Source organism: Streptomyces sp. NPDC093225 (assembly GCF_044753805.1).
Lineage (GTDB): Bacteria > Actinomycetota > Actinomycetes > Streptomycetales > Streptomycetaceae > Streptomyces.
Map to the genome: position 1 here is coordinate 78,758 of NZ_JBIVNX010000022.1, position 19,589 is coordinate 98,346.

At 73.5% G+C, this 19,589-nt stretch carries 20 protein-coding genes; 15 read left to right on the plus strand and 5 right to left on the minus strand.

The window, feature by feature from the left end:
• Nucleotides 1-114 precede the first annotated feature (114 nt).
• The 3 genes from lipA to ACIQCH_RS21070 all read left to right on the plus strand — a co-directional run bounded on the left by lipA (nucleotide 115) and on the right by ACIQCH_RS21070 (nucleotide 2,332).
• On the plus strand, nucleotides 115-1,062 hold the full coding sequence (gene lipA, locus ACIQCH_RS21060) for a lipoyl synthase (protein WP_402582920.1): 948 nt from the start codon (nucleotides 115-117) through the stop codon (nucleotides 1,060-1,062).
• A 360-nt stretch (nucleotides 1,063-1,422) separates the two neighbouring features.
• Nucleotides 1,423-1,611, plus strand: a complete 189-nt coding sequence (locus ACIQCH_RS21065; RefSeq protein WP_402582922.1) for a hypothetical protein — start codon at nucleotides 1,423-1,425, stop codon at nucleotides 1,609-1,611.
• Nucleotides 1,612-1,630: 19 nt separating this feature from the next.
• A complete protein-coding gene (locus tag ACIQCH_RS21070; protein WP_402582924.1) occupies nucleotides 1,631-2,332 on the plus strand; it encodes a DUF4191 domain-containing protein in 702 nt (233 codons plus the stop codon).
• Nucleotides 2,333-2,610: 278 nt separating this feature from the next.
• On the opposite strand, the gene ACIQCH_RS21075 is transcribed toward ACIQCH_RS21070, so the two are convergent.
• Nucleotides 2,611-3,078: an RDD family protein gene (locus ACIQCH_RS21075; RefSeq protein WP_402582926.1), complete on the minus strand. Its 468-nt coding sequence runs from the start codon at nucleotides 3,076-3,078 to the stop codon at nucleotides 2,611-2,613.
• A gap of 251 nt (nucleotides 3,079-3,329) precedes the next feature.
• On the opposite strand from ACIQCH_RS21075, the gene glnA reads away from it, so the two are divergent.
• Entirely contained in the window at nucleotides 3,330-4,739 is a 1,410-nt protein-coding gene (gene glnA / locus ACIQCH_RS21080) for a type I glutamate--ammonia ligase (RefSeq protein WP_402582928.1), read from the plus strand.
• Between the two features lie 179 nt (nucleotides 4,740-4,918).
• Nucleotides 4,919-5,302, plus strand: a complete 384-nt coding sequence (locus tag ACIQCH_RS21085) for a hypothetical protein (protein WP_402582930.1) — start codon at nucleotides 4,919-4,921, stop codon at nucleotides 5,300-5,302.
• A 30-nt stretch (nucleotides 5,303-5,332) separates the two neighbouring features.
• Here the strand turns inward: ACIQCH_RS21085 and ACIQCH_RS21090 are convergent, their stop codons facing one another.
• Nucleotides 5,333-5,575: a hypothetical protein gene (locus ACIQCH_RS21090; RefSeq protein WP_402582932.1), complete on the minus strand. Its 243-nt coding sequence runs from the start codon at nucleotides 5,573-5,575 to the stop codon at nucleotides 5,333-5,335.
• A gap of 214 nt (nucleotides 5,576-5,789) precedes the next feature.
• Between ACIQCH_RS21090 and ACIQCH_RS21095 the strand changes: the two genes are divergently transcribed.
• Nucleotides 5,790-6,158 carry an arsenate reductase family protein gene (locus ACIQCH_RS21095; RefSeq protein ID WP_402582934.1) on the plus strand — a complete coding sequence of 123 codons (369 nt, stop codon included), beginning with the start codon at nucleotides 5,790-5,792 and terminating at the stop codon, nucleotides 6,156-6,158.
• A gap of 65 nt (nucleotides 6,159-6,223) precedes the next feature.
• Nucleotides 6,224-6,856 (plus strand): hypothetical protein, encoded by a 633-nt coding sequence (locus ACIQCH_RS21100; RefSeq protein WP_402582936.1) that lies wholly within the window; start codon nucleotides 6,224-6,226, stop codon nucleotides 6,854-6,856.
• Nucleotides 6,857-6,959: 103 nt separating this feature from the next.
• Here ACIQCH_RS21100 and ACIQCH_RS21105 read toward each other — a convergent pair whose 3' ends face one another.
• The gene (locus tag ACIQCH_RS21105; RefSeq protein ID WP_402583016.1) at nucleotides 6,960-7,886 is read right to left on the minus strand and encodes a Gfo/Idh/MocA family protein; all 927 of its coding nucleotides are present in this window, start codon (nucleotides 7,884-7,886) and stop codon (nucleotides 6,960-6,962) included.
• A gap of 213 nt (nucleotides 7,887-8,099) precedes the next feature.
• Between ACIQCH_RS21105 and glnII the strand changes: the two genes are divergently transcribed.
• Together glnII and ACIQCH_RS21115 are read left to right on the plus strand one after the other, a co-directional pair.
• Nucleotides 8,100-9,119 (plus strand): glutamine synthetase, encoded by a 1,020-nt coding sequence (gene glnII / locus ACIQCH_RS21110; RefSeq protein ID WP_402582938.1) that lies wholly within the window; start codon nucleotides 8,100-8,102, stop codon nucleotides 9,117-9,119.
• 461 nt (nucleotides 9,120-9,580) lie between these two features.
• The gene (locus ACIQCH_RS21115; RefSeq protein ID WP_402582940.1) at nucleotides 9,581-10,270 is read left to right on the plus strand and encodes a winged helix-turn-helix domain-containing protein; all 690 of its coding nucleotides are present in this window, start codon (nucleotides 9,581-9,583) and stop codon (nucleotides 10,268-10,270) included.
• A 94-nt stretch (nucleotides 10,271-10,364) separates the two neighbouring features.
• Here ACIQCH_RS21115 and ACIQCH_RS21120 read toward each other — a convergent pair whose 3' ends face one another.
• Both ACIQCH_RS21120 and ACIQCH_RS21125 read right to left on the minus strand, forming a co-directional pair.
• The gene (locus ACIQCH_RS21120; protein ID WP_402582942.1) at nucleotides 10,365-11,843 is read right to left on the minus strand and encodes a PepSY-associated TM helix domain-containing protein; all 1,479 of its coding nucleotides are present in this window, start codon (nucleotides 11,841-11,843) and stop codon (nucleotides 10,365-10,367) included.
• Between the two features lie 72 nt (nucleotides 11,844-11,915).
• Nucleotides 11,916-12,521, minus strand: coding sequence for a hypothetical protein (locus tag ACIQCH_RS21125; protein WP_402582944.1), 606 nt, complete (start codon nucleotides 12,519-12,521; stop codon nucleotides 11,916-11,918).
• A 278-nt stretch (nucleotides 12,522-12,799) separates the two neighbouring features.
• Here ACIQCH_RS21125 and ACIQCH_RS21130 point away from each other — a divergent pair, with 278 nt between their 5' ends.
• The 6 genes from ACIQCH_RS21130 (at nucleotide 12,800) to ACIQCH_RS21155 (ending at nucleotide 19,297) form a co-directional block, all read left to right on the plus strand.
• The gene (locus tag ACIQCH_RS21130; protein ID WP_402582946.1) at nucleotides 12,800-13,600 is read left to right on the plus strand and encodes a tyrosine-protein phosphatase; all 801 of its coding nucleotides are present in this window, start codon (nucleotides 12,800-12,802) and stop codon (nucleotides 13,598-13,600) included.
• A gap of 240 nt (nucleotides 13,601-13,840) precedes the next feature.
• A complete protein-coding gene (locus tag ACIQCH_RS21135; protein ID WP_402583018.1) occupies nucleotides 13,841-15,829 on the plus strand; it encodes a hypothetical protein in 1,989 nt (662 codons plus the stop codon).
• A gap of 58 nt (nucleotides 15,830-15,887) precedes the next feature.
• Nucleotides 15,888-16,808, plus strand: a complete 921-nt coding sequence (locus ACIQCH_RS21140; RefSeq protein WP_402582947.1) for a metal-dependent hydrolase — start codon at nucleotides 15,888-15,890, stop codon at nucleotides 16,806-16,808.
• Between the two features lies 1 nt (nucleotide 16,809).
• The gene (locus ACIQCH_RS21145) at nucleotides 16,810-17,859 is read left to right on the plus strand and encodes a PDR/VanB family oxidoreductase (protein ID WP_402582949.1); all 1,050 of its coding nucleotides are present in this window, start codon (nucleotides 16,810-16,812) and stop codon (nucleotides 17,857-17,859) included.
• Between the two features lie 151 nt (nucleotides 17,860-18,010).
• Entirely contained in the window at nucleotides 18,011-18,721 is a 711-nt protein-coding gene (locus tag ACIQCH_RS21150; protein ID WP_402582951.1) for a TetR/AcrR family transcriptional regulator, read from the plus strand.
• 51 nt (nucleotides 18,722-18,772) lie between these two features.
• Nucleotides 18,773-19,297 (plus strand): GNAT family N-acetyltransferase, encoded by a 525-nt coding sequence (locus tag ACIQCH_RS21155; protein WP_402582953.1) that lies wholly within the window; start codon nucleotides 18,773-18,775, stop codon nucleotides 19,295-19,297.
• The last annotated feature ends 292 nt before the right edge of the window (nucleotides 19,298-19,589 follow it).

The following is a 19,589-nucleotide window of genomic DNA, read 5'->3' on the forward strand; positions in this document are numbered from 1 at the left end:
CGCCCGACTCGGGAATGCCTCCGCGCAGTCTCAGGTTGGCCGGACGTAAGAGCGTACGAATAACGGGCGTACCCTGGTGGGCGCCGAGGAATCAAAAGTCACAGGGAGCCGGTCGTGTCCGCAGTCGCACCCGACGGACGCAAGATGCTGCGCCTCGAGGTCCGTAACGCCCAGACCCCCATCGAGCGCAAGCCCGAGTGGATCAAGACCCGGGCGAAGATGGGTCCCGAGTACAAGGCGATGCAGAGCCTCGTGAAGAGCGAGGGCCTGCACACCGTGTGCCAGGAGGCCGGCTGTCCGAACATCTACGAATGCTGGGAGGACCGCGAGGCCACCTTCCTCATCGGCGGCGACCAGTGCACGCGGCGCTGTGACTTCTGCCAGATCGACACGGGCAAGCCCGAGGCCCTCGACCGCGACGAGCCGCGCCGCGTCGGCGAGTCCGTCGTCACGATGGACCTGAACTACGCCACCATCACCGGCGTCGCCCGCGACGACCTCGAGGACGGCGGCGCCTGGCTGTACGCCGAGACCGTGCGCCAGATCCACCAGCAGACCGCCGGTCGCGAGGCCGGCCACACCAAGGTCGAGCTGCTGGCCCCCGACTTCAACGCGGTGCCGGAGCTGCTGGAGGAGGTCTTCGCCTCCCGCCCCGAGGTCTTCGCGCACAACGTCGAGACCGTGCCGCGGATCTTCCGCCGCATCCGGCCGGGCTTCCGGTACGAGCGCTCGCTGGAGGTCATCACCAAGGCGCGCGCGTACGGCCTGGTCACCAAGTCGAACCTCATCCTCGGCATGGGCGAGGAGCGCGAGGAGATCAGCCAGGCGCTGCGCGACCTGCACGAGGCCGGCACCGAGCTCATCACCATCACCCAGTACCTGCGGCCCACGCCGCGGCACCACCCCGTGGAGCGCTGGGTGAAGCCGGACGAGTTCGTCGAGCTGGCGAAGGAGGCCGAGGAGATCGGCTTCTCCGGCGTGATGTCCGGCCCGCTGGTCCGGTCCTCGTACCGCGCCGGCCGCCTGTACCAGCAGGCGATGGACAAGCGCGCGAACGCCTGACCGGCGACCGGACGTGACCGACGAAGCGGCCCGCAGGGAACCCCTGCGGGCCGCTTCGTCGTTCCCTGACCGGTGTCCCCGACCGGTGTCCCCGGCCCGTCCCCGGCCGGTGTCCCCGACGGGGCCCGACCGGCTCGCCGAGAGCCCTCCAGGGGCGGGCGTCCCGCTTGTGGAATGGCGCACACCGCCGCACGCGAGCGGTCACCAAGAGTCACATCAGCCTCATGCGCCCCACCCGCACCATCAAGGTTTCATCACTGTTTGACCGCCGGGTCACGCACTGGTAACACCAATCAGTGACGATGGCTCCACGCACCGCACACACCACGTTCAGAGCGCCACCACGAAGGGATCGTCACCATGCAGGCCGCGCCCGTACGCGCCACCGCCATCCCGACCGTCAAGGACGCGCTCCACGCGATCGAGTCGCTCCTCATGCGGACCGCCCGCCGCAACGCCTGGACCGCGGTCCTGGAGGACCGCCGCCGCGCGAGCGACCGGGTCGAAACCGAGCACGCGCTCGAGGCCGTGGCTACCCGTCTGCCGTAGGACACGTAAACTTCGGTTTATGGCGAGGAAGGAAAACGCAGCAGCGACTGCGAACCCCGGGCGACTCAAGCAGATCGCACTGACGTACAAGATGACCCGCAAGGCCGACCCGAAGGTCGGTCTGATCGTCGCGGGCGTGGGCATCATCACCTTCGGTGTCTTCCTCGGCATCGGCTTCCTGATCGACCACCCGGTCTACCTGGGCATCCTGGGCTTCCTGGTCGCCTTCCTGGCCATGGCGATCATCTTCGGCCGACGCGCGGAGAAGGCCGCCTTCGGGCAGATGGAGGGCCAGCCGGGAGCCGCCGCGGCGGTGCTGGAGAACGTGGGCCGAGGCTGGACCACCACCCCGGCCGTCGCGATGAACCGCAACCAGGACATCGTCCACCGCGCGGTGGGCAAGGCCGGCATCGTTCTGGTGGCGGAGGGCAACCCGAACCGGGTCAAGACCCTCCTCGCCGCCGAGAAGAAGAAGATGAACCGCATCCTCCCCGACATCCCGGTCCACGACATCATCGTGGGCACGGGCGAGGGCGAGGTCCCGCTCAAGAAGGTCCGCACCACGCTGCTGAAGCTGCCGCGCGTGCTGGCCGGCCCGCAGGTCACCACGGTCAACGACCGGCTGCGCGCGATGGGCGACCTGATGAGCAACATGCCGCTGCCGAAGGGTCCGCTGCCGGGCCGCGGCGGCGCGCGGATGCCGCGCGGCAAGATGCGCTGACCACCCCCTCGTCGTATACGGCTGTGGGGCCCGGGCCCACGGTGGCCGGGGCCCCGCCCGCTACGACGAGGGGGGGGGCGGGGGGTGGTGGGGGCGGGGGGGGGGGTGGGGGCGGGCCCGGGGGGGCCGGGGGCGGCCGCGGTGCTGTGGGGGCTCCCCCCCCCCGAGTGCTCCCGGTCGGGCGCCCGGGCCCGGGGGGCCCGGGCCCCACAGCCGTATACGACGAGGGGGCGAGCGGTGAGATGTGGCGACGGTGCGGTGGGACGGAGGCGGGGCGGTCAGATCCGGACCTGGACGGCCTTCGCGAGCCGGTCGTGCAGTCCGCGGCCGTCGCGGTCCCAGATCAGGGCCGGGACGAAGAGGGCCAGCAGCACGCTGCGCAGCACCACGCGGGGGAGGCCGAGCCGGCCGCCGTCCTCGGCCACGACGCGCAGACCCACGATCCGCTTTCCGGGCGTGAACCCCACGGTGCCGACGGTCAGGACGCTCAGCACGAGGAAGACCAGCAGCGGCCAGCTGCCCATCTTCTGCACGTCACCGTCGGCGATCAGCCTGAATGCGATCAGCGAGCACAGGCCCCAGTCGACGACGATCGCCGCCATGCGCCGCCCGACCCGGGCGACGGAGCCGGGACCGTCCTGCGGAAGCCCCAGGCGCTCCCCCCGGTACCCGAAGTCGACGCCCATCTCCTCGGCCGCCGCACGGGGTCCCGAGAGCCACGATCCGATTGCTTCTCTGTTGTCCACCCGTCCACGGTACCCGTCGCTCCGGGGCGATCTTCAGGGCCTCACGGGGTATGGAATGCGACCTGACGGGGTACGCGAGCGAGGACGTCGCGTGTTACCGGGCGGTCCCCCGGTTAACTTGTGCGAAACAAATGGGTCATGCTTGAGAAATCCCGTCTGCTTATGGTCGGGTCAGCGTGCGCCACCGCACTGACGCACCACGAGCTACGCAACCCGCCCCTCCCCCGGGGGTCGGGAGTAGGAGGAGTTGGATGTTCCAGAACGCCGACGACGCGAAGAAGTACATCGCGGACAACGACATCAAGTTCGTTGATGTCCGGTTCTGCGACCTGCCCGGTGTGATGCAGCACTTCAGCATCCCGGCGGCGGCGTTCGACCCGAACGAGGAGCTGGCCTTCGACGGCTCCTCGATCCGCGGCTTCCAGGCCATCCACGAGTCGGACATGGCGCTGCGCGCCGACCTGTCCACCGCGCGCCTGGACCCGTTCCGCCGCGACAAGACGCTGAACGTCAACTTCTTCATCCACGACCCGATCACGGGCGAGGCCTACAGCCGCGACCCGCGCAACATCGCGAAGAAGGCCGAGGCCTACCTCGCCTCCACCGGCATCGCCGACACCGCGTACTTCGGCCCCGAGGCCGAGTTCTACGTGTTCGACTCGGTGCGCTTCGCCACCTCCGCGAACGAGGGCTTCTACCACATCGACTCCGAGGCCGGCGCCTGGAACACCGGCAAGGAGGAGAACAACCGCGGCTACAAGGTCCGCTACAAGGGCGGTTACTTCCCGGTCGCCCCGGTCGACCACTTCGCCGACCTGCGCGCCGAGATCTCCCTCGAGCTGGACCGCCAGGGCCTGCAGGTCGAGCGCCAGCACCACGAGGTCGGCACCGGTGGCCAGGCCGAGATCAACTACAAGTTCAACACGCTGCTCGCCGCGGCCGACGACCTGATGCTCTTCAAGTACATCGTGAAGAACGTCGCCTGGCGCAACGGCAAGACCGCGACCTTCATGCCGAAGCCGATCTTCGGTGACAACGGCTCGGGCATGCACGTCCACCAGTCGCTGTGGCAGGGCGGCGAGCCGCTCTTCTACGACGAGACCGGCTACGCGGGCCTCTCGGACACCGCCCGCTACTACATCGGCGGCATCCTCAAGCACGCCCCGTCGCTGCTCGCCTTCACCAACCCGACGGTGAACTCCTACCACCGCCTGGTGCCCGGCTTCGAGGCCCCGGTCAACATGGTGTACTCGCAGCGCAACCGCTCCGCGGCCATGCGCATCCCGATCACCGGCTCGAACCCGAAGGCCAAGCGCGTCGAGTTCCGCGCGCCGGACCCGTCGTCCAACCCGTACCTCGCCTTCTCGGCGCTCCTGCTGGCCGGCCTCGACGGCGTCAAGAACAAGATCGAGCCGATGGAGCCGATCGACAAGGACCTCTACGAGCTCGCCCCCGACGAGCACGCGGCCGTCCCGCAGGTCCCGACCTCCCTCGACGCGGTGCTCACCGCGCTGGAGAACGACAACGAGTACCTCCAGGCCGGCGGTGTCTTCACCAGCGACCTGATCGAGACCTGGATCGACTACAAGCGCCAGCACGAGATCGCCCCGATCCAGCTGCGCCCGCACCCGCACGAGTTCGAGCTCTACTTCGACATCTAGGACGACCGGTTCCTACTGATGGGGAACCCGGTCTGAGCTCGACGAACGGCCCCCGGCCCCGCTCTTCGGAGCGGTGCCGGGGGCCTTCGCGCTTTGACATGGCGGCGGGTCAGAGTGAGGGTGGAAGAAGGGGGATGAAAAGAACGGACATACCGATACATGTGCGGAGGTGCATGGACATGCGCCGCAGGATGGTTGCGGGGATCGCCACAGGGGCCTTCGCGGTCTCGCTCGCTCTGCTGCCCGCCGTCAGCGCTTCGGCCAGCTCCGTCTCGACCGCTCCGGCCAACCACCGGTGGGAGAGGTGCGACGACAGCCGGCACGTGAACGACTGGCGCTGGTGGAACGACTGCTGCAACCGCGACTGGAACGACAGGCCCAGTTGGTGCTGGGACGACGACCACGGCAACCGGAACGACAACCGGTACGACGACCGGTACGACAGCCGGTACGACAACCGCAATGACAACCGGTACGACAACCGCAACGACAACCGTGGTGACAACCACGGCGACAACTACGGCGACAACCACGACAACGGGAACCGGAACGACGGCCGTTGACGGGGGCAACGGCCGCCGCTGACGGGACCGTCAGGTCATGAGTGAGCGGACCAGCCGGCAGGTGGTGTTGGACGGGCGGTGGATACCGGTACGGACCGCCATCGAGCGGATCTTCCGGTTGGTCGCGCGCTTCGCGTCGTAGGTGCCCGCGTCGAGCAGGGATATGGCAAGGCGCATGGCCTTGAGCCGGCGGTTGTGGTTCTCGTACCACTCGCGCGGCAGGCCGGCGGGCAGGGGCTTCTTCTTGACGGGGACAAGGGTCGAAGCGGTCATCGGCAGCCTCCCGAAGGGCGGTGTCGGACGGTGGCTTTCTGCTTCGATTTTAGTGGGGGGCACTGACAATCACCGCTGGTCGAGGGCCGGTTGGGGCCCGGCGGGCGGTTGTGGAGGAGGGTGCGGGCGGGGGCGGCCGAGGCCGGATCGGGGCCTGGTCCGCGTCCGGGTCCGGGCGACGGCGCGGCGGGCGGGGAGAGGTACGGTTTCCGGCATGGAGATCTGGATCAATCCCGCCTGTTCCAAGTGCCGCAGCGCGCTGCACCTGCTCGACGAGGAGGGCGCCGAGTACACCGTGCGCCGCTACCTGGAGGACGTACCGACCGAGGACGAGATCCGCGCCGTGCTGGACCGGCTCGGCCTGGAGCCGTGGGACATCACGCGGACCGCGGAGGCCGCCGCGAAGGAGCTCGGACTCAAGGACTGGGCGCGGGACGAGGCGTCCCGGGGCCGGTGGATCGCCGCGCTCGCCGCGCACCCCAAGCTGATCCAGCGACCCATCATCACCGCCGACGACGGCACGGCGGTGGTCGCGCGCACGCCCGAGGCCGTCCAGGAGGCCATGGCCCGCAGCACGTCTTGACGCCGCCCTCATCCGCGGTCCCGTAACGTTGCCGCGGTCAGGGGGACGGCAGCGGAAGGAAAGACGTGAACGACCAGCGGGCCCCCCAGACCATCCTGGAGACCGGCGCACGGCCGGAGACGGGCACGGCGCCGGAGACCGGCGCGCGGCCGCGGACCGCTACACCACCCGCGCTCGACCCCGTCCTGCGCACCCGGACGGCGGCGGCCCGCGGCGGGGCCGAGTGGATCTTCGGAGGGGTGTACGGAACCATCCTGTCCAGCGCACTGCTGGCCGCCCTCCAGAACGAGGGCACCCCTTACACCCCGTTCTACGACGCGGCCTGGGTGCTGGTGACGGTCGGCGCGGCCGCGCTGGTGCACGGTTACGCCCACCACATGTCCTCGCACGGGGCGGCCTCCCCGGAACACCGGGGCGCCCACCGCTGGAAGCAGCTGGGGCGGGAACTGCGCGACGAGTGGCCGATGGTCGCGGCCTCGCTGCCGACGGTGCTCCTGCTCTGCCTGGCCGGCTTCGCCGGCTGGGGCGAACCGGCCACGACGGCCGTCGGGCTGGGCCTGAACACGGCGCTGCTGTTCGCGTGGGGCGTCTTCGCCGCGCTGCGGACCGGGTACCGGCTCGCCCCGGCGCTGCTGATCGGCCTGGCGGACGCGGCGATCGGGCTGGCGATCGTGGTGGCCAACGCCCTCATCAAGTGACGGCCCGTCGGGCGGCCGCCGGGTAGCAGCCGACGGGCGGCCGACGGACGGCGACACGCGTGCCGGGCGACCTCTTCCGGCGGCCGCCCGACACGGGCCCCGGCTAAGCCAGTTGTTCCTCCGCCTGCGCCAGCAGTTCGGTCAGCCGCAGTCCGAAGGCGGCGTCGCAGGGGTGCGGCTCGCCGGTGCGGGCCGCGTGGAGCAGGGCGTCGAGCGCCCTACCGTACGCGCCGGGTACGTCGGTCCAGTCGGGCAGCGCGGCGATCCCGGGCAGCCCGCGCAGCTCGACGCCCACACCGGAGGCGGCCTTGGGCGCGCTCAGCGTCAGCGCGGCCGTGCTGGAGGCGCCGGAGGCGTGCCGCAGCGTGAGGTGGACCAGGTCCGCCGGCCCCCGGGCCGCCGTCAGTTCGGTGACGTCGCCGAGGACGGGGAGGAGGACGGACAGCGCGTGCGGGCCGACGTCCCACAGGCCGCCCTTCTGCTGCCGCCACGGCGAGGCGGCGTACGGGCTCTTCGTGCCGTCCGGCGGGTAGACCGCTCCGTACCAGTGCGCCCGGGCGGTGAACCAGCCGTCCCGCGCGGCCTGCTCCGCCACCCAGGCCGCGGTGGGCTCGGCGAACCGCAGGGTGAGGAAGACGACGCTGGCGACCCCGTGCCGGGCTGTTGCCCCGGCCAGCTCGCGGGCGCCCGCGACCGTGGTGGCGACCGGCTTGTCGAGGAGCAGGTGGCAGCCGGCCGCGGCGGCCTCGACCGCGAGCGGGGCCTGGACGTCCGGCGGCAGCGCGAAGGCGACGACGTCACAGTCCGCGAAGAGCGCCGCCGGCGAGTCGTACACCTTCACGCCGTGCGCGGCGGCGAGTTCGGCCGCGGCGGCGGGGCGGCGGCCCCACACTCCGGCGAACTCGGAGCCGGCGTGCGCGGCGAGGGCGGGTGCGTGGGTACGGGCGGCCCAGGGACCGGTTCCCAGCAGGCCGACGCGGGGTCGGGTGCCGAGGGGTCGCCGGCCACCGTCCGGGCGGCCGGAGTTCAAATCGTACGAAATGCTCACTCGCACAGTGTGCCGCACGCCCGGCCCGGTGCCCCGCCGCGGGCCCGGGGCGGTCCCCGACCCCCGGTAACACGGGGTTCACAACCGGGCAACGGACGGGAAATCGCGCCTTGGCACGCTGCGGTCATCACCGCAGCGTGCGCAGCGCAGCGCAGCCGCCCATCGCAGCACCCGCAGCCGAAGGACGAGGGCCCCGTGACCTACAAGGCCGAGTACATCTGGATCGACGGCACCGAGCCGACCGCCAAGCTCCGCTCCAAGACGAAGGTCCTCGCCGACGGTGCCGAGCTGCCGATCTGGGGCTTCGACGGCTCCAGCACCAACCAGGCCGAGGGCCACGCCTCGGACCGCGTGCTCCAGCCCGTCTTCTCCTGCCCGGACCCGATCCGCGGCGGGAACGACGTCCTGGTGCTGTGCGAGGTCCTGAACATCGACATGACCCCGCACGAGTCGAACACCCGCGCGCTGCTGCGTCCGGTGGCGGAGAAGTTCGCCGGGCAGGAGCCGATCTTCGGCATCGAGCAGGAGTACACCTTCTTCGACGGCGCGCGCCCGCTCGGCTTCCCGGTCGGCGGCTTCCCGGCCGCGCAGGGCGGCTACTACTGCGGCGTCGGCTCGGACGAGATCTTCGGCCGCGAGATCGTCGAGAAGCACCTCGACCACTGCCTGGCGGCCGGGCTGGACATCTCCGGCATCAACGCCGAGGTCATGCCGGGCCAGTGGGAGTTCCAGGTGGGCCCGCTGGCCCCGCTGGAGGTCGCCGACCAGCTGTGGGTGGCCCGCTGGCTGCTCTACCGCACGGCGGAGGACTTCAACGTCTCGGCGACGCTGAACCCGAAGCCGGTGAAGGGCGACTGGAACGGCGCCGGCGCGCACACCAACTTCTCCACGAAGAAGATGCGCGAGGACTACCGCGCCATCATCACCGCGTGCGAGGCGCTGGGCGAGGGCAGCAAGCCGCTGGACCACGTCAAGAACTACGGCGCGGGCATCGACGAGCGCCTGACCGGCCTGCACGAGACCGCCCCGTGGAACGAGTTCAGCTACGGGGTCTCGGACCGCGGCGCCTCCGTGCGCATCCCGTGGCAGGTGGAGAAGGACGGCAAGGGCTACATCGAGGACCGCCGCCCGAACGCGAACGTGGACCCGTACGTGGTGACCCGGCTGATCGTGGACACCTGCTGCACCGGGCTGGAGAAGGAGGGGCTGGTCTGACCGACCGCCCCCGTCACCACCCCCGTCACCGCCACCGCCACCCTTCTCCCGCCCTCCCGGTCCGACCGGATGGCGAGACAGGACGTGGACAGGGCAGCGCCCGCCGTTTCGACGGCGGGCGCTTTGCCGTTTCCGGGCGGGTTCGCCCGGGGGCCATCCCCCCTGCGCGGTGCGGAATTTGGACGTCCGGATCTATTGGCTGAGACGGGACTACGACGGGGACGTTTCGTCTGCTTCAATGGGCGCATGGCCAGCCACTGGAACACCTCGACGGGTCGCAGCGACCTGGAGCCGTTCTGGCCGTCCCGTCAGCACCACGATTTCGACCGGGTGTGTTGCCGCGCGGAGAACGCGCCGGCCCTCTAACGCCTTCCTTCCTGCCGAAGGCCTTCGGTCTGCGCGGTACGAGTACGTCCCACGACTCCTGCCGACGACTTCCGCGTGAAAAGAGCTGACCACTCATGGCGAACACCCGTTCCTTCCCGTCCGCTGCCTCCTCCGCTGCGACCGCCACCCTTCCGATCCCCGCCCACCGCCACCGGCTGCGCGCCGTGGACCCCGACGAGGTCCCGCGCGGGGCCGACTGGTTGCCGCCGGGCGCCACCTGGCTGCCCGCGCCGCAGCACACCGTCCCGGCGCTGCCGGGCCGCCCCCCGATGGTCGGCTACCTGGTGCTCGTACCGGCCGACCAGCAGCCGCTGCCGGCGCGGGGACCGGTCGCGCAGCCGGCCGCCTTCGCCCTGGCGCCCACGGCCGCCCCGGTCCTGCCCGACCCCTCCGGAGCCACCCGCTCCTTCCACCCGGCGTCCGGCCCGGTGGTGTCCCGCCCGGCGTCCGCCGCCGCGCCCGACGACGACTCCGTCACCGGTGACGCCCTGGTCCGGATCGACCCGGCGCGCCGCACGGCCGAGGTGGCCGGGCGGGAACTGGACCTCACCTACCTGGAGTTCGAGCTGCTGGCGCACCTGGTGGCCAACCCGCACCGGGTGCACAGCCGCGACCAGCTGGTCTCCACCGTCTGGGGCTACGGGCACGTGGGCGACGGCCGCACGGTCGACGTCCACGTCGCCCGACTGCGCCGCAAGCTGGGCGCGGCGCACCGCGGCGCGATCCAGACCGTCCGGCGCGTGGGCTACAAGTACGCGCCCTGAGGCCCGCTCCCCGGCCGGGGTACCGCCCGCACACGGCGGTGGGCCCCGCACTCCGCGGCGGAGTGCGGGGCCCACCCCCGTGCGGACCCGCCCGTTACGCGGTACGGGCCCTGCGGACCCGGGCCGTGACGACGTCCAGCACCAGGAACGCCACGAGGCTGATCCCGAGCAGCGGCACGAACCAGCCCACCAGGCCGGTCACCGCCGCCAGCGGCAGCAGGAGCGGCAGCGGGATCCTGCGCCACGTGCCCGGCGCGTACGCCGGGCCGAAGGCCGGGCCCCCGTCCCTCGTCGGCCGGCGCAGCCACCACATGCGGTAGCCCCACACGGTCAGGAACACCAGCGCCAGGCCCAGGGCGGCCAGCGCCAGCTGGTTGACCAGGCCGAACAGGACGCCCATGTGGATGTCGATGCCCCAGCGGGTCAGCTTGGCGAGCACCGGGTAGTCGGCGAAGCGGAGGGTGTCCATGACCGTGCCGTCGGCCGGGTCCACGGCGACGGAGTCGAGGTGGGTCGGGAACTGCCGGTCGCGCTCCTTGACCACGTACCCCTTGCCCTCGGCGGGCAGGGTGATCTGGATCTGCGTGTCCACGCCGGCGGCGCGGGCCGACTCGACCACCTTGTCGATGCCGACGTCCGCGGTCTTCGGCATCGGCATGTCCATGGGCATGTCGGGGCTCATGTGGTGGCCGGCGTGTTCGCCGCCCGCGCCCCCGGTCGCGCCCGGCAGGGCGGCGGCGACGGCCGGGGTGGCGCCGCCGAGCTTGTCCTGGACCTCACCGATGTTCTCGCCCGCGTACGTCGACCAGGTCAGGCCGGTGGCGGAGAGGACGACCAGGCCAGCCGCGGACCACAGGCCCACGGAGCCGTGCCAGGACAGGGTCCTGCGGCGGCCGGCGGCCCCGCGCTCGGGGAGCAGCAGCAGTCGGGCCCTGCGGGCGGTGCGGCGGCGGCCGATCCACAGGGCGAGGCCGCCGAGGGCCACCACCCACATCCAGCTGGCGGCCAGTTCGCTGTAGATCCGGCCGGGCTCGCCCAGCTGGAGGTTGCTGTGGAACGTCGAGAGCCAGGCGCGCAGCGGGAGCGCGTCACCCGAGGTCTCCAGGCTGCCGCGCACGGTGGCGGTGTACGGGTCGACGAAGACGGTGAGGTCGCGGCCCTCGGTGGTGACCTCGGGGCTCTCCATGAGGACCCGGGTGGTGGCGCCCTCCTCGGGGGCCGGCCAGACGGCGGTCACGGTGCCGTCGGGGTGCGCGGCCCGGGCGGCGTCGACCTGTGCACCGAGGGGGCGGGTCGAGTCGCCGACGGGGACGGTCAGCTCGTGGCCGTACAGCAGCTTCTCGGCGGGGTACGACAGGGCGTACAGCGTGCCGGTGACGGCGGCGAGGAGCAGCACCGGCGCGATGAGCAGGCCGGCGTAGAAGTGCATCCGCAGGGTCAGCGGGCGCAGGGCGCTCCAGGCGGAGCGGCGGCGGGCGGACGGCGGCTGCTCCGCGGGCGCGTTCGGAGCCGGGGCCGGGGCCGTGTCCGGGTCGGCGGACTGGATCCCCTTGACGGGATCGATGATGGCCATGACGGTCCTAGGTGTTGGCGTAGACATGGGGGACCGGCCCCGGGTCACGCCGCCTCGCGGCCCGTTCGGGCGTCAGGCGAGGGCGGGCCGGCCGGGGGCCGTGGCGCTCGGTGCTCGGAACCCGGGCGGCCCACGCCGGACCAGGGTGTGGGCGGGCAGCGCGCCGCGCAGCCGGCGCGGCCGGCCGGCGTACGGGCGCGGACGGCGCGGGGGCACGGCCACCGGAACGGCCCGCACGAGCAGGAGTACGAACGCCAGGGCGCGGCGCAGCGGGGCCGCGGCGCGCAGCGCCACGACGCGCGCGAGCCGGAAGAGCGCGGCCTCACCGCGGGCCAGCCAGAAGGCGCAGAACAGCCCGGCGAGCACGTGCGCGGCCAGCATCCCGAGGCCGCCGTGCCCGGCCATGCCGGCCATGTCGGCCAGGCCCGCCATGGAGGGGGCCCCGGCGTCCGTCCCCATGTCCACGTGCATGGACGACGTCGCGCCCATGTCCATCCCGCTCATGTCCCCGCCGCCCATGTCCATGTGCATGGACGAGGCACCGGCGGAAGCGGATCCCGGGCCCTCGGTGGCGGCGAACAGCAGGTGCAGCGCCCCCTGGACGGCCAGCAGCCCGCCCGATATGGCGAACGCCCCGCGCCGTCGCCGGGCGGCGAGCCACGCCAGCCCACCGACCACACCAAAAGCTCCCAAAAGGGAACGAATGGGGATGTCATGACCGGACATGTACGAATGCCCCACGGCTGCCAGCGCCACGCACATCGCCGCGAACACCGCGGCCCGCACTGCCCGCACCGGCGCCGAAACCTTGATCATGTCCTCGCCATGGTCCCATCCCGGGACGCTCCGCATCACACCGCCCCCCGACCACCCCGGCCCGGCCCGGTCGTGCGGGGTGCGGAGCGATGGCGGATCATGAAGCACCAGCGCCCCTACGAGCGAGCCGGAGCCTTTACATGACCGCCACCGCCACCCCGTCCACGACCGTCGCCAACCTGCGGGACCTCGGCGGCGCCCCGCTCGCCGGCGGGCGCGCGGTGCGCCACGGGCTCGTCCTCCGCTCGGGCCAGTTGGACCGGCTGGACGTGGCGGCCGACCCCGTGGTGGCGGCGCTGGGGCTGCGGACGATCGTGGACTTCCGGACGGACGCCGAGCGGGCCGACCACCCCGACCGGGTGCCGGAGGGCGCGCGGCTGCTGGTGGCGAACGTGCTGGCGGACAAGGTGGAGTCCGGCGAGATCCCGGCCGCCGCACAGCTCAAGCACCTGCTGGCCGATCCGATCGCGGCCGAGCGGGAGCTGGGCGGCGGCCGCGTCGAGCGGCTGTTCGAGCAGACGTATCGTTCCTTCGTCAGCTCCGGATCCGGCAAGGCGGCGTACCGGACGCTGCTGACCGCGCTGGCGGACGAGGAGTCCGGGCCGCTGCTGTTCCACTGCACGGCGGGCAAGGACCGCACCGGCTGGGCCGCGACGGTGCTCCTGACGTTGCTCGGCGCCGACGAGGACACGGTCATGACCGAGTACCTGTCCGTCAACCCTGCGGTGCGGCAGGCCTTCGCCCCGATGATCGAGGGGTTCACGATCTCGGGCGGCAACCCGGCCATAGCGCTCGCGATGATCGGCGTCGTGCCGTCGTACCTGGAGGCGGCGCTGGACGAGGTGGCCACCCGGTACGGGTCCATGGAGGCGTACGTGCGCGACGGACTGGGCGTCCCGGACACGGCCGTCGCCGCGATCCGGGCGCGACTGACGGCCTGACCCCGGCCGCGGCGGGCGCCCCGCCACGGCGACGGTCGGTGACCATCCGGGGATTCGCTCGTTCTGCTGAACGTGCCTACCCCGGATGCCGTCACCCGCCCCGATCCTGCCGCGCCGAAGGCCGCCCCCGCCGGGGCCGCCGCGCCGCGGGGGCCGCGTCCCGCCGCGACCGCCGCCCCCACCGCGGGCGCCGCCCCGACCGCGCACCCCACGAGGGACGCCACCCCGGCCGTCACCGGCGTGACCGCCGCCGTGGGCGTCGAGCGGGCCGAGGCCGCGATCGTCGAGCACTACCCGCGGCTGGTCCGGATGGCCTACCTCGTCCTCCCGCCCTCCCTCGGGCGGCACCGCCGCGTCCTGACCGCGCACGCCCTGGCGCAGCGCGCCCTGCCCCGGTCGTCCCGCACCGCCGCCCGCTCGCGGGCCAGGGGGTCCGGCGCCGGGACGGTCCCCGCGCCGCGGGCCGGCCTGGACCGGGTGGGCGGCGACGCCGGGTACGCGTACGTCCGGCTGCGCGTGCTGCGGGCCGCGCTGGAGGCCGGGCTCCCGCTGCGCCGCCTCGCCCTGCCGAGGCGGGCCCAGCTGCCGCCCCTCCTCCCCCAGGTCCGGGGCCTGCGACTGTTCCCGCGCGCGGGCGGTGCCGACGAGCTCGCGCTCGACCAGTGGCTGGCCAGCCTGACCGGCGGGGGCCGGGCCGCGTTCGTCCTGCGCGCCATGGAGCGGCTCCCCGAGCCCGAGGTGCTGCGGCTGCTCGCGGAGGCGGGGGTGGCCGACCCGGCCGAGGCCCTCGCACAGGTGGGCGAGCCGGAGTCGGACGCGCTGCTGGACTCCCCCGAGTTCGACCCGTGCGTGCTCCAGGCCCGCCCGACCGACCTGATGCGCCGCCGCCAGCACGCCCGGGCCTGGCTCGCGGCCGCGGCCGCCGCCGCGGTGGCCGGGACGCTGCTCGCGCTGCCCGGCGGGGGCTGGGGCGCCGACGGCGCGGCAGCCCCGCCGTACGCCCGCAACGCCGCCGCCGAGCAGGCCCTCGACCCGGCGCGCGTGACGCTGGCCGGTGCGGCGGACTGGCGCGCGTCGACCCGTACGGACTTCTCGGCGTGGCCCGCGCGCGGCGACCGCACCGGCGACCACGGCCTGCTGCGCCGGGCGCTCGCGGTGTGGGCGCGGCCCGGGTCGTCCGTGCAGGCGTCGGCGACCCCCGGGACCCCGTCGGGTCCGCCGATGGGCCCGCCGCAGCTGCTGTTCGCCGGCGCGGTGGACCAGGCGGTGGTGGTCCTGCTGTACGACGGCCTGCGGATCGCCCGGTACGCGGAACCGCGCGAGGGCACCGCCGGCGCCGCGCTCGACTTCGCCCGCGCCGACGGCGCCTCGGCGGCGACCGCGAGCGCGGTGGTGCTCAGCCGGGTCGACGGCAACGTGCGCTACCTGACCGCCCCCTGGGTGCGCGAGGCCGCCGTACGGGACCTGCTGCGACCGGACGCGGCCGCCGTACCGCTGCGGTTGGCGGGCGGGGTGACGGCGCCGGTGGCGAGTCCCGCGCTGGACCGTTCCTGCGCCTCGTGGAACGCACTGGTCCTGACCGGCGCGCCGGACTCCGCGGAGGCGTCGGGGAGCCCTTCGGCGGGCGCCTCGGCCGGTGCTTCGGCGGGTGCTTCGGCCGGCGCGGACGCCACGCGCCTGGTCACCGACCTCGGCGAGCTGATCCCGGCCCGGCTCACCGCCGGCTCCCCCGGGGCACCGCACGACGTGGCGCGCGCGGCCGACCTGGACCGCTGGGCGAAGACGGCCTGCCTGCTGCCGGCCGTGCGGTCGCACGGCGTCCGGTCCGTCAACTCGTGGACGTACGCGCACCAGCCGCTGCCCGAAGCGGGCGGCACGGCGGCCTGGGTGTGCACCCGCGCCGAGACCTGGCGCGGCGGCCAGGAACGCGTGCTGGCGCAGTTCCAGGCGCCGGGCCCCGGCACGGGCGCGCTGGTGGCGCGGGCCGAGGGGGTGCCGGAGTGCGGGGCCCGGGCGCCGCGCGTCCTGGCGGGCGTGCTGTGGAAGTCGGGGGCCGGGCACTGGTACGTCCTGGCCGCGGGCAGCCGGCAGTTCACCTCGGTGACGGTCGGCGGGGCCGTGCACGGCACCTCCGCCGGCAACCGGCTCGCCGTACCCGCGCGGGCGGGTGCGCAGGTGGAGCTGAGCGGACGGCTGGCGGACGGGTCGCGCTCGGGAGTGCTGCGGTAGGGCCGGGAATTGCGCGCGGGGGCTGTTGCGGGGCTCCGCCCCTCAGTACATTGACGCCATGTCTAATACGCAGCCTGCCCCGGTGGCGTCCGAGCACATAGCCCTCAAAGCCCGCCAGGTCGCCTTCTCCTGGGACGGGACCCCGCTCCACTGGCTTCCCGGCGACCCGTTCTCGACCCACACGATGAACGTGCTGCACCTGCTCCTGCCGGCCGGCGAGCGCTGGTTCGTGCACGTCTACAAGCAGGTGCTGCCGTACATCACCGACGAGCGGCTGCGCGAGGACGTGATCGGGTTCATCGGCCAGGAGGCGATGCACTCCCAGGCCCACGACGACGTACTCCCCCACCTCAAGCGGCAGGGCCTGGACCCGACGCCGTACACCGCGCAGGTGGACTGGCTGTTCGAGAAGCTGCTCGGCGACCGTACCCTGCCGCCCGGCCGGGCCCGGCACTGGTGGCTGATGGAGCGGGTCGCGATGATCGCGGCCATCGAGCACTACACCGCGTTCCTCGGCGACTGGGTCCTCAACGCCGACGAGCTGGACCGGCGGGGCGCGGACCCGATGATGCTGGACCTGCTGCGCTGGCACGGGGCGGAGGAGGTGGAGCACCGGTCGGTGGCCTTCGAGCTGTTCATGCACGTGGACGGCGGGTACCGGCGGCGCGTGCGGACCTGGGCGACGGCCTTCGCGGCCCTGGTCTGGATGTGGCAGCGGGGCTCGCGCTTCTTCATGGAGAACGACCCCACCCTGACGGAGGGCAGGGCCTCCCTGGGCAAGCTGTTCCGCGCCGGGCAGCAGGGCACCCTGCCCTCGACCGGCGCCATGCTGAAGTCGATCCCGCGCTACCTGTCGCGCACGTACCACCCCTCGCAGGAGGGCTCGACGGCGCAGGCCGTGGCGTACCTGGCGTCCTCCCCCGGCGCGAACGGGGGCCGCGTACCGGCCGGGACGGCCGCCACCCCCGGAGGCAACTGACGTGCCCCGCCTCGCAACCGTCGCCGCGGTGGCCGCCGCGGGCCTGGTCGCCCGCCGCGCGCTGCGCTCCCGCATCAAGGTCTCGCCCCTGTGGCCCCTGCCCGCCCTGGCCGAGCCCGTCTCGGGCCGCTCCCCCCGCCGCCCGCTGTACGCGCGGATCACCGACCGCGAGGAGGTCGCCGAGGGCGTGGTCCGCATCCGCGTCGAGTCGGACGACCTCCCGGCCTGGGAGCCGGGCGCGCACGTCGACGTCCACCTGCCCTCCGGCCTGGTGCGCCAGTACAGCCTGTGCGGCGACCCGGCCGAGCGCGGGGCGTACGTCTTCGCCACCCGCCTGGTCCCGGACGGCCGCGGCGGCTCGCGCGAGGTCCACGAGCAGCTGGTGGCGGGCGCGGAACTCGAACTGCGCACCCCGCGCAACCGCTTCCCCCTCGCCCCCGCCCCCCGCTACGCGTTCGTCGCCGGCGGCATCGGCCTCACGCCGGTCCTGCCGATGCTCCGCGCCGCGACCGGGGCGGGTGCCGACTGGCACCTGTACTACGGGGGCCGCAGCCGCGCCTCGATGCCGTTCCTGCCCGAACTGGCCGCGTACGGCGACCGCGTCACCGTCGTCCCCGAGGACGAGGCGGGCCTGCTCGACCTGTCCCCCCTGGCCGAACTCCCCACCGCCACCGCGGTCTACTGCTGCGGCCCCGAACCCCTGATGGACGCCGTGGCCGCCGTCCTCCCCCGGGGCGTCCCCCTCCACCTGGAGCGCTTCGCCCCGGCCTCCCGCCCCGCCCCCGAGTCCCCCTTCACGATCGAACTCGCCCGCTCCGGCCGCACCGTCGAGGTCCCCGCGGACACCACCGCCCTGGCCGCCGTCCGCGCCGAACTCCCCGACACCCCCTACTCCTGCGAACAGGGCTTCTGCGGCACCTGCAGGCACCGCGTCCTCGCCGGCGAGGTCGACCACCGCGACGAGCTCCTCACCGACGAGGAGCGCACCGACTCGATGCTCCTGTGCGTCTCCCGCGCCGAGCCCGGCGACCGCCTGGTCCTGGACGCGTAGGCGGCGGCCTTGCCCGGCGGCGGCGAAGTCGACGCTCCGCCGCGTCCCGTAGCGCCCGACGAGGAAGTTCTCGGTCGCGGGCGCCCGGGGAAGCGGAAAGGGGACCTCCGGGGCGGTGGCGGGGTGCGGGCGGGTCGGTAGGGTGGGCGGTATGACGACCGGGGTGCGCCGCAGGATGGGTGTCGAGGAGCGGCGGCAGCAGCTGATCAGCGTCGCGCTGGAGTTGTTCAGCCAGCGCTCGCCCGACGACGTGTCGATCGACGAGATCGCGGCCGCGGCCGGCATCTCGCGGCCGCTCGTGTACCACTACTTCCCGGGGAAGCTCAGCCTGTACGAGGCCGCGCTGCGGCGGGCGGCGGACGAGCTGGCCGGGCGGTTCCAGGAGCCGAAGGAGGGCCCCCTCGGAGCGCGGCTGCTGCGGGTGATGGGGCGGTACTTCGAGTTCGTCGAGGACCACGGGCCCGGCTTCTCCGCGCTGATGCGGGGCGGTCCGGCGGCCGGGTCGAGCCGGACCAACGCGATGATCGACGAGGTGCGGCAGGCCGCGTACGAGCAGATCATCGCGCACATCGGCGTCACCGAACCGCCGGCGCGGCTGGAGCTGGTGGTGCGCTCGTGGGTGTCGCTGGCCGAGTCCACGGCGCTGCTGTGGCTCGACGGGCGGAAGATACCGCGGGCCGAGCTCGAACTCCAGCTGGTGCACGACTTCGCGGCGCTCGCCGCGGTGAGCGCCGCGTACGACGCCGAGATGGCCGGCGTGCTCGTGCAGATCCTCTCGGGCGAGCCGGCGGACGGCCCGTTCGGGGAGCTGGTGGGGCGGTTGGCCGCGCTGGTGCCCGCCTCCGTGCCGGCTCCTCGATAGGGGCCCCGGCGGGGTTGTCCGGGGGCGGCCCGTCCGGCCGATAATTCCCGCGTGATCATTGACGATGGGATCGTGTTCCGGCAGGCCGGCGAGGACGACACGGCGCTGCTGGTCCGGCTGTACGACGGCGCCGCGGCGTGGATGCGCGCGAACGGCATCCGGCAGTGGAAGGCCGGGGAGAAGGACGCCGCGCACTTCCGGCAGATCATGCGCGAGGGCGAGGTGTGGATCGCGCGCGACGCCGACGGCGCGGTGTGCGGGGCGTACGAGCTGTGGTGGTCCGACGAGGAGGCCTGGGGCGTCCAGCCGCCGGTGGCGGGGTACGTGCACCGGCTGATGGTGGACCGGGCGACCGCCCCGCCCGGGACCGGGCGGCGGCTGCTGGAGCACGCCGAGTCGCGGATCGCCCGCACCGGTCGCGAACTGGCGCGGCTCGACTGCCAGTCCACCAATCCGCGGCTGCTGGCGTACTACCGGGGCGCCGGCTACCGGGTGGTGGGCGAGTTCCCGTCCAAGCAGGCCAAGGACGGGCGGGTGTACGGGGTGATCCTGCTGGAGCAGCGGCTGCTGCCCTGAGCGCGGGCCGTCCGGTGCCGTTCATCCCACGCGGCCGCCCCGGCGCGCAACACCGCGCGCCCGGACAGCGCTGGGCGGGTCTCGGCCGATCGGCCGGTTCCGCGGCGCGGCGGCTCCGCCGGCCCCGCTACAGATGGGGGCGACCGGTCGGACACCGAAGGGAACCAGAGGAAGAAGCACAGGAAGAAACAGAGGAAGAAACAGGGGTGGGGGGGGGGGGGCCCCCCCCCCCCCCCCCCCCCCCCCCCCCCCCCCCACACCCCCCCCCCCCCCCCCCCCCGGAACCCCCCCC

Bases quoted from the DNA above. Each gene is read 5' to 3' on its own strand.
- ACIQCH_RS21065 (WP_402582922.1), top strand. From the start codon at position 1,423: ATGCAGGCCGCGCCCGTACGCGCCACCGCCATCCCGACCGTCAAGGAC.
- ACIQCH_RS21070 (WP_402582924.1), top strand. From the start codon at position 1,631: ATGGCGAGGAAGGAAAACGCAGCAGCGACTGCGAACCCCGGGCGACTC.
- glnA (WP_402582928.1), top strand. From the start codon at position 3,330: ATGTTCCAGAACGCCGACGACGCGAAGAAGTACATCGCGGACAACGAC.
- ACIQCH_RS21085 (WP_402582930.1), top strand. From the start codon at position 4,919: ATGCGCCGCAGGATGGTTGCGGGGATCGCCACAGGGGCCTTCGCGGTC.
- ACIQCH_RS21090 (WP_402582932.1), bottom strand. From the start codon at position 5,575: ATGACCGCTTCGACCCTTGTCCCCGTCAAGAAGAAGCCCCTGCCCGCC.
- ACIQCH_RS21095 (WP_402582934.1), top strand. From the start codon at position 5,790: ATGGAGATCTGGATCAATCCCGCCTGTTCCAAGTGCCGCAGCGCGCTG.
- ACIQCH_RS21115 (WP_402582940.1), top strand. From the start codon at position 9,581: ATGGCGAACACCCGTTCCTTCCCGTCCGCTGCCTCCTCCGCTGCGACC.
- ACIQCH_RS21120 (WP_402582942.1), bottom strand. From the start codon at position 11,843: ATGGCCATCATCGATCCCGTCAAGGGGATCCAGTCCGCCGACCCGGAC.
- ACIQCH_RS21130 (WP_402582946.1), top strand. From the start codon at position 12,800: ATGACCGCCACCGCCACCCCGTCCACGACCGTCGCCAACCTGCGGGAC.
- ACIQCH_RS21140 (WP_402582947.1), top strand. From the start codon at position 15,888: ATGTCTAATACGCAGCCTGCCCCGGTGGCGTCCGAGCACATAGCCCTC.
- ACIQCH_RS21150 (WP_402582951.1), top strand. From the start codon at position 18,011: ATGACGACCGGGGTGCGCCGCAGGATGGGTGTCGAGGAGCGGCGGCAG.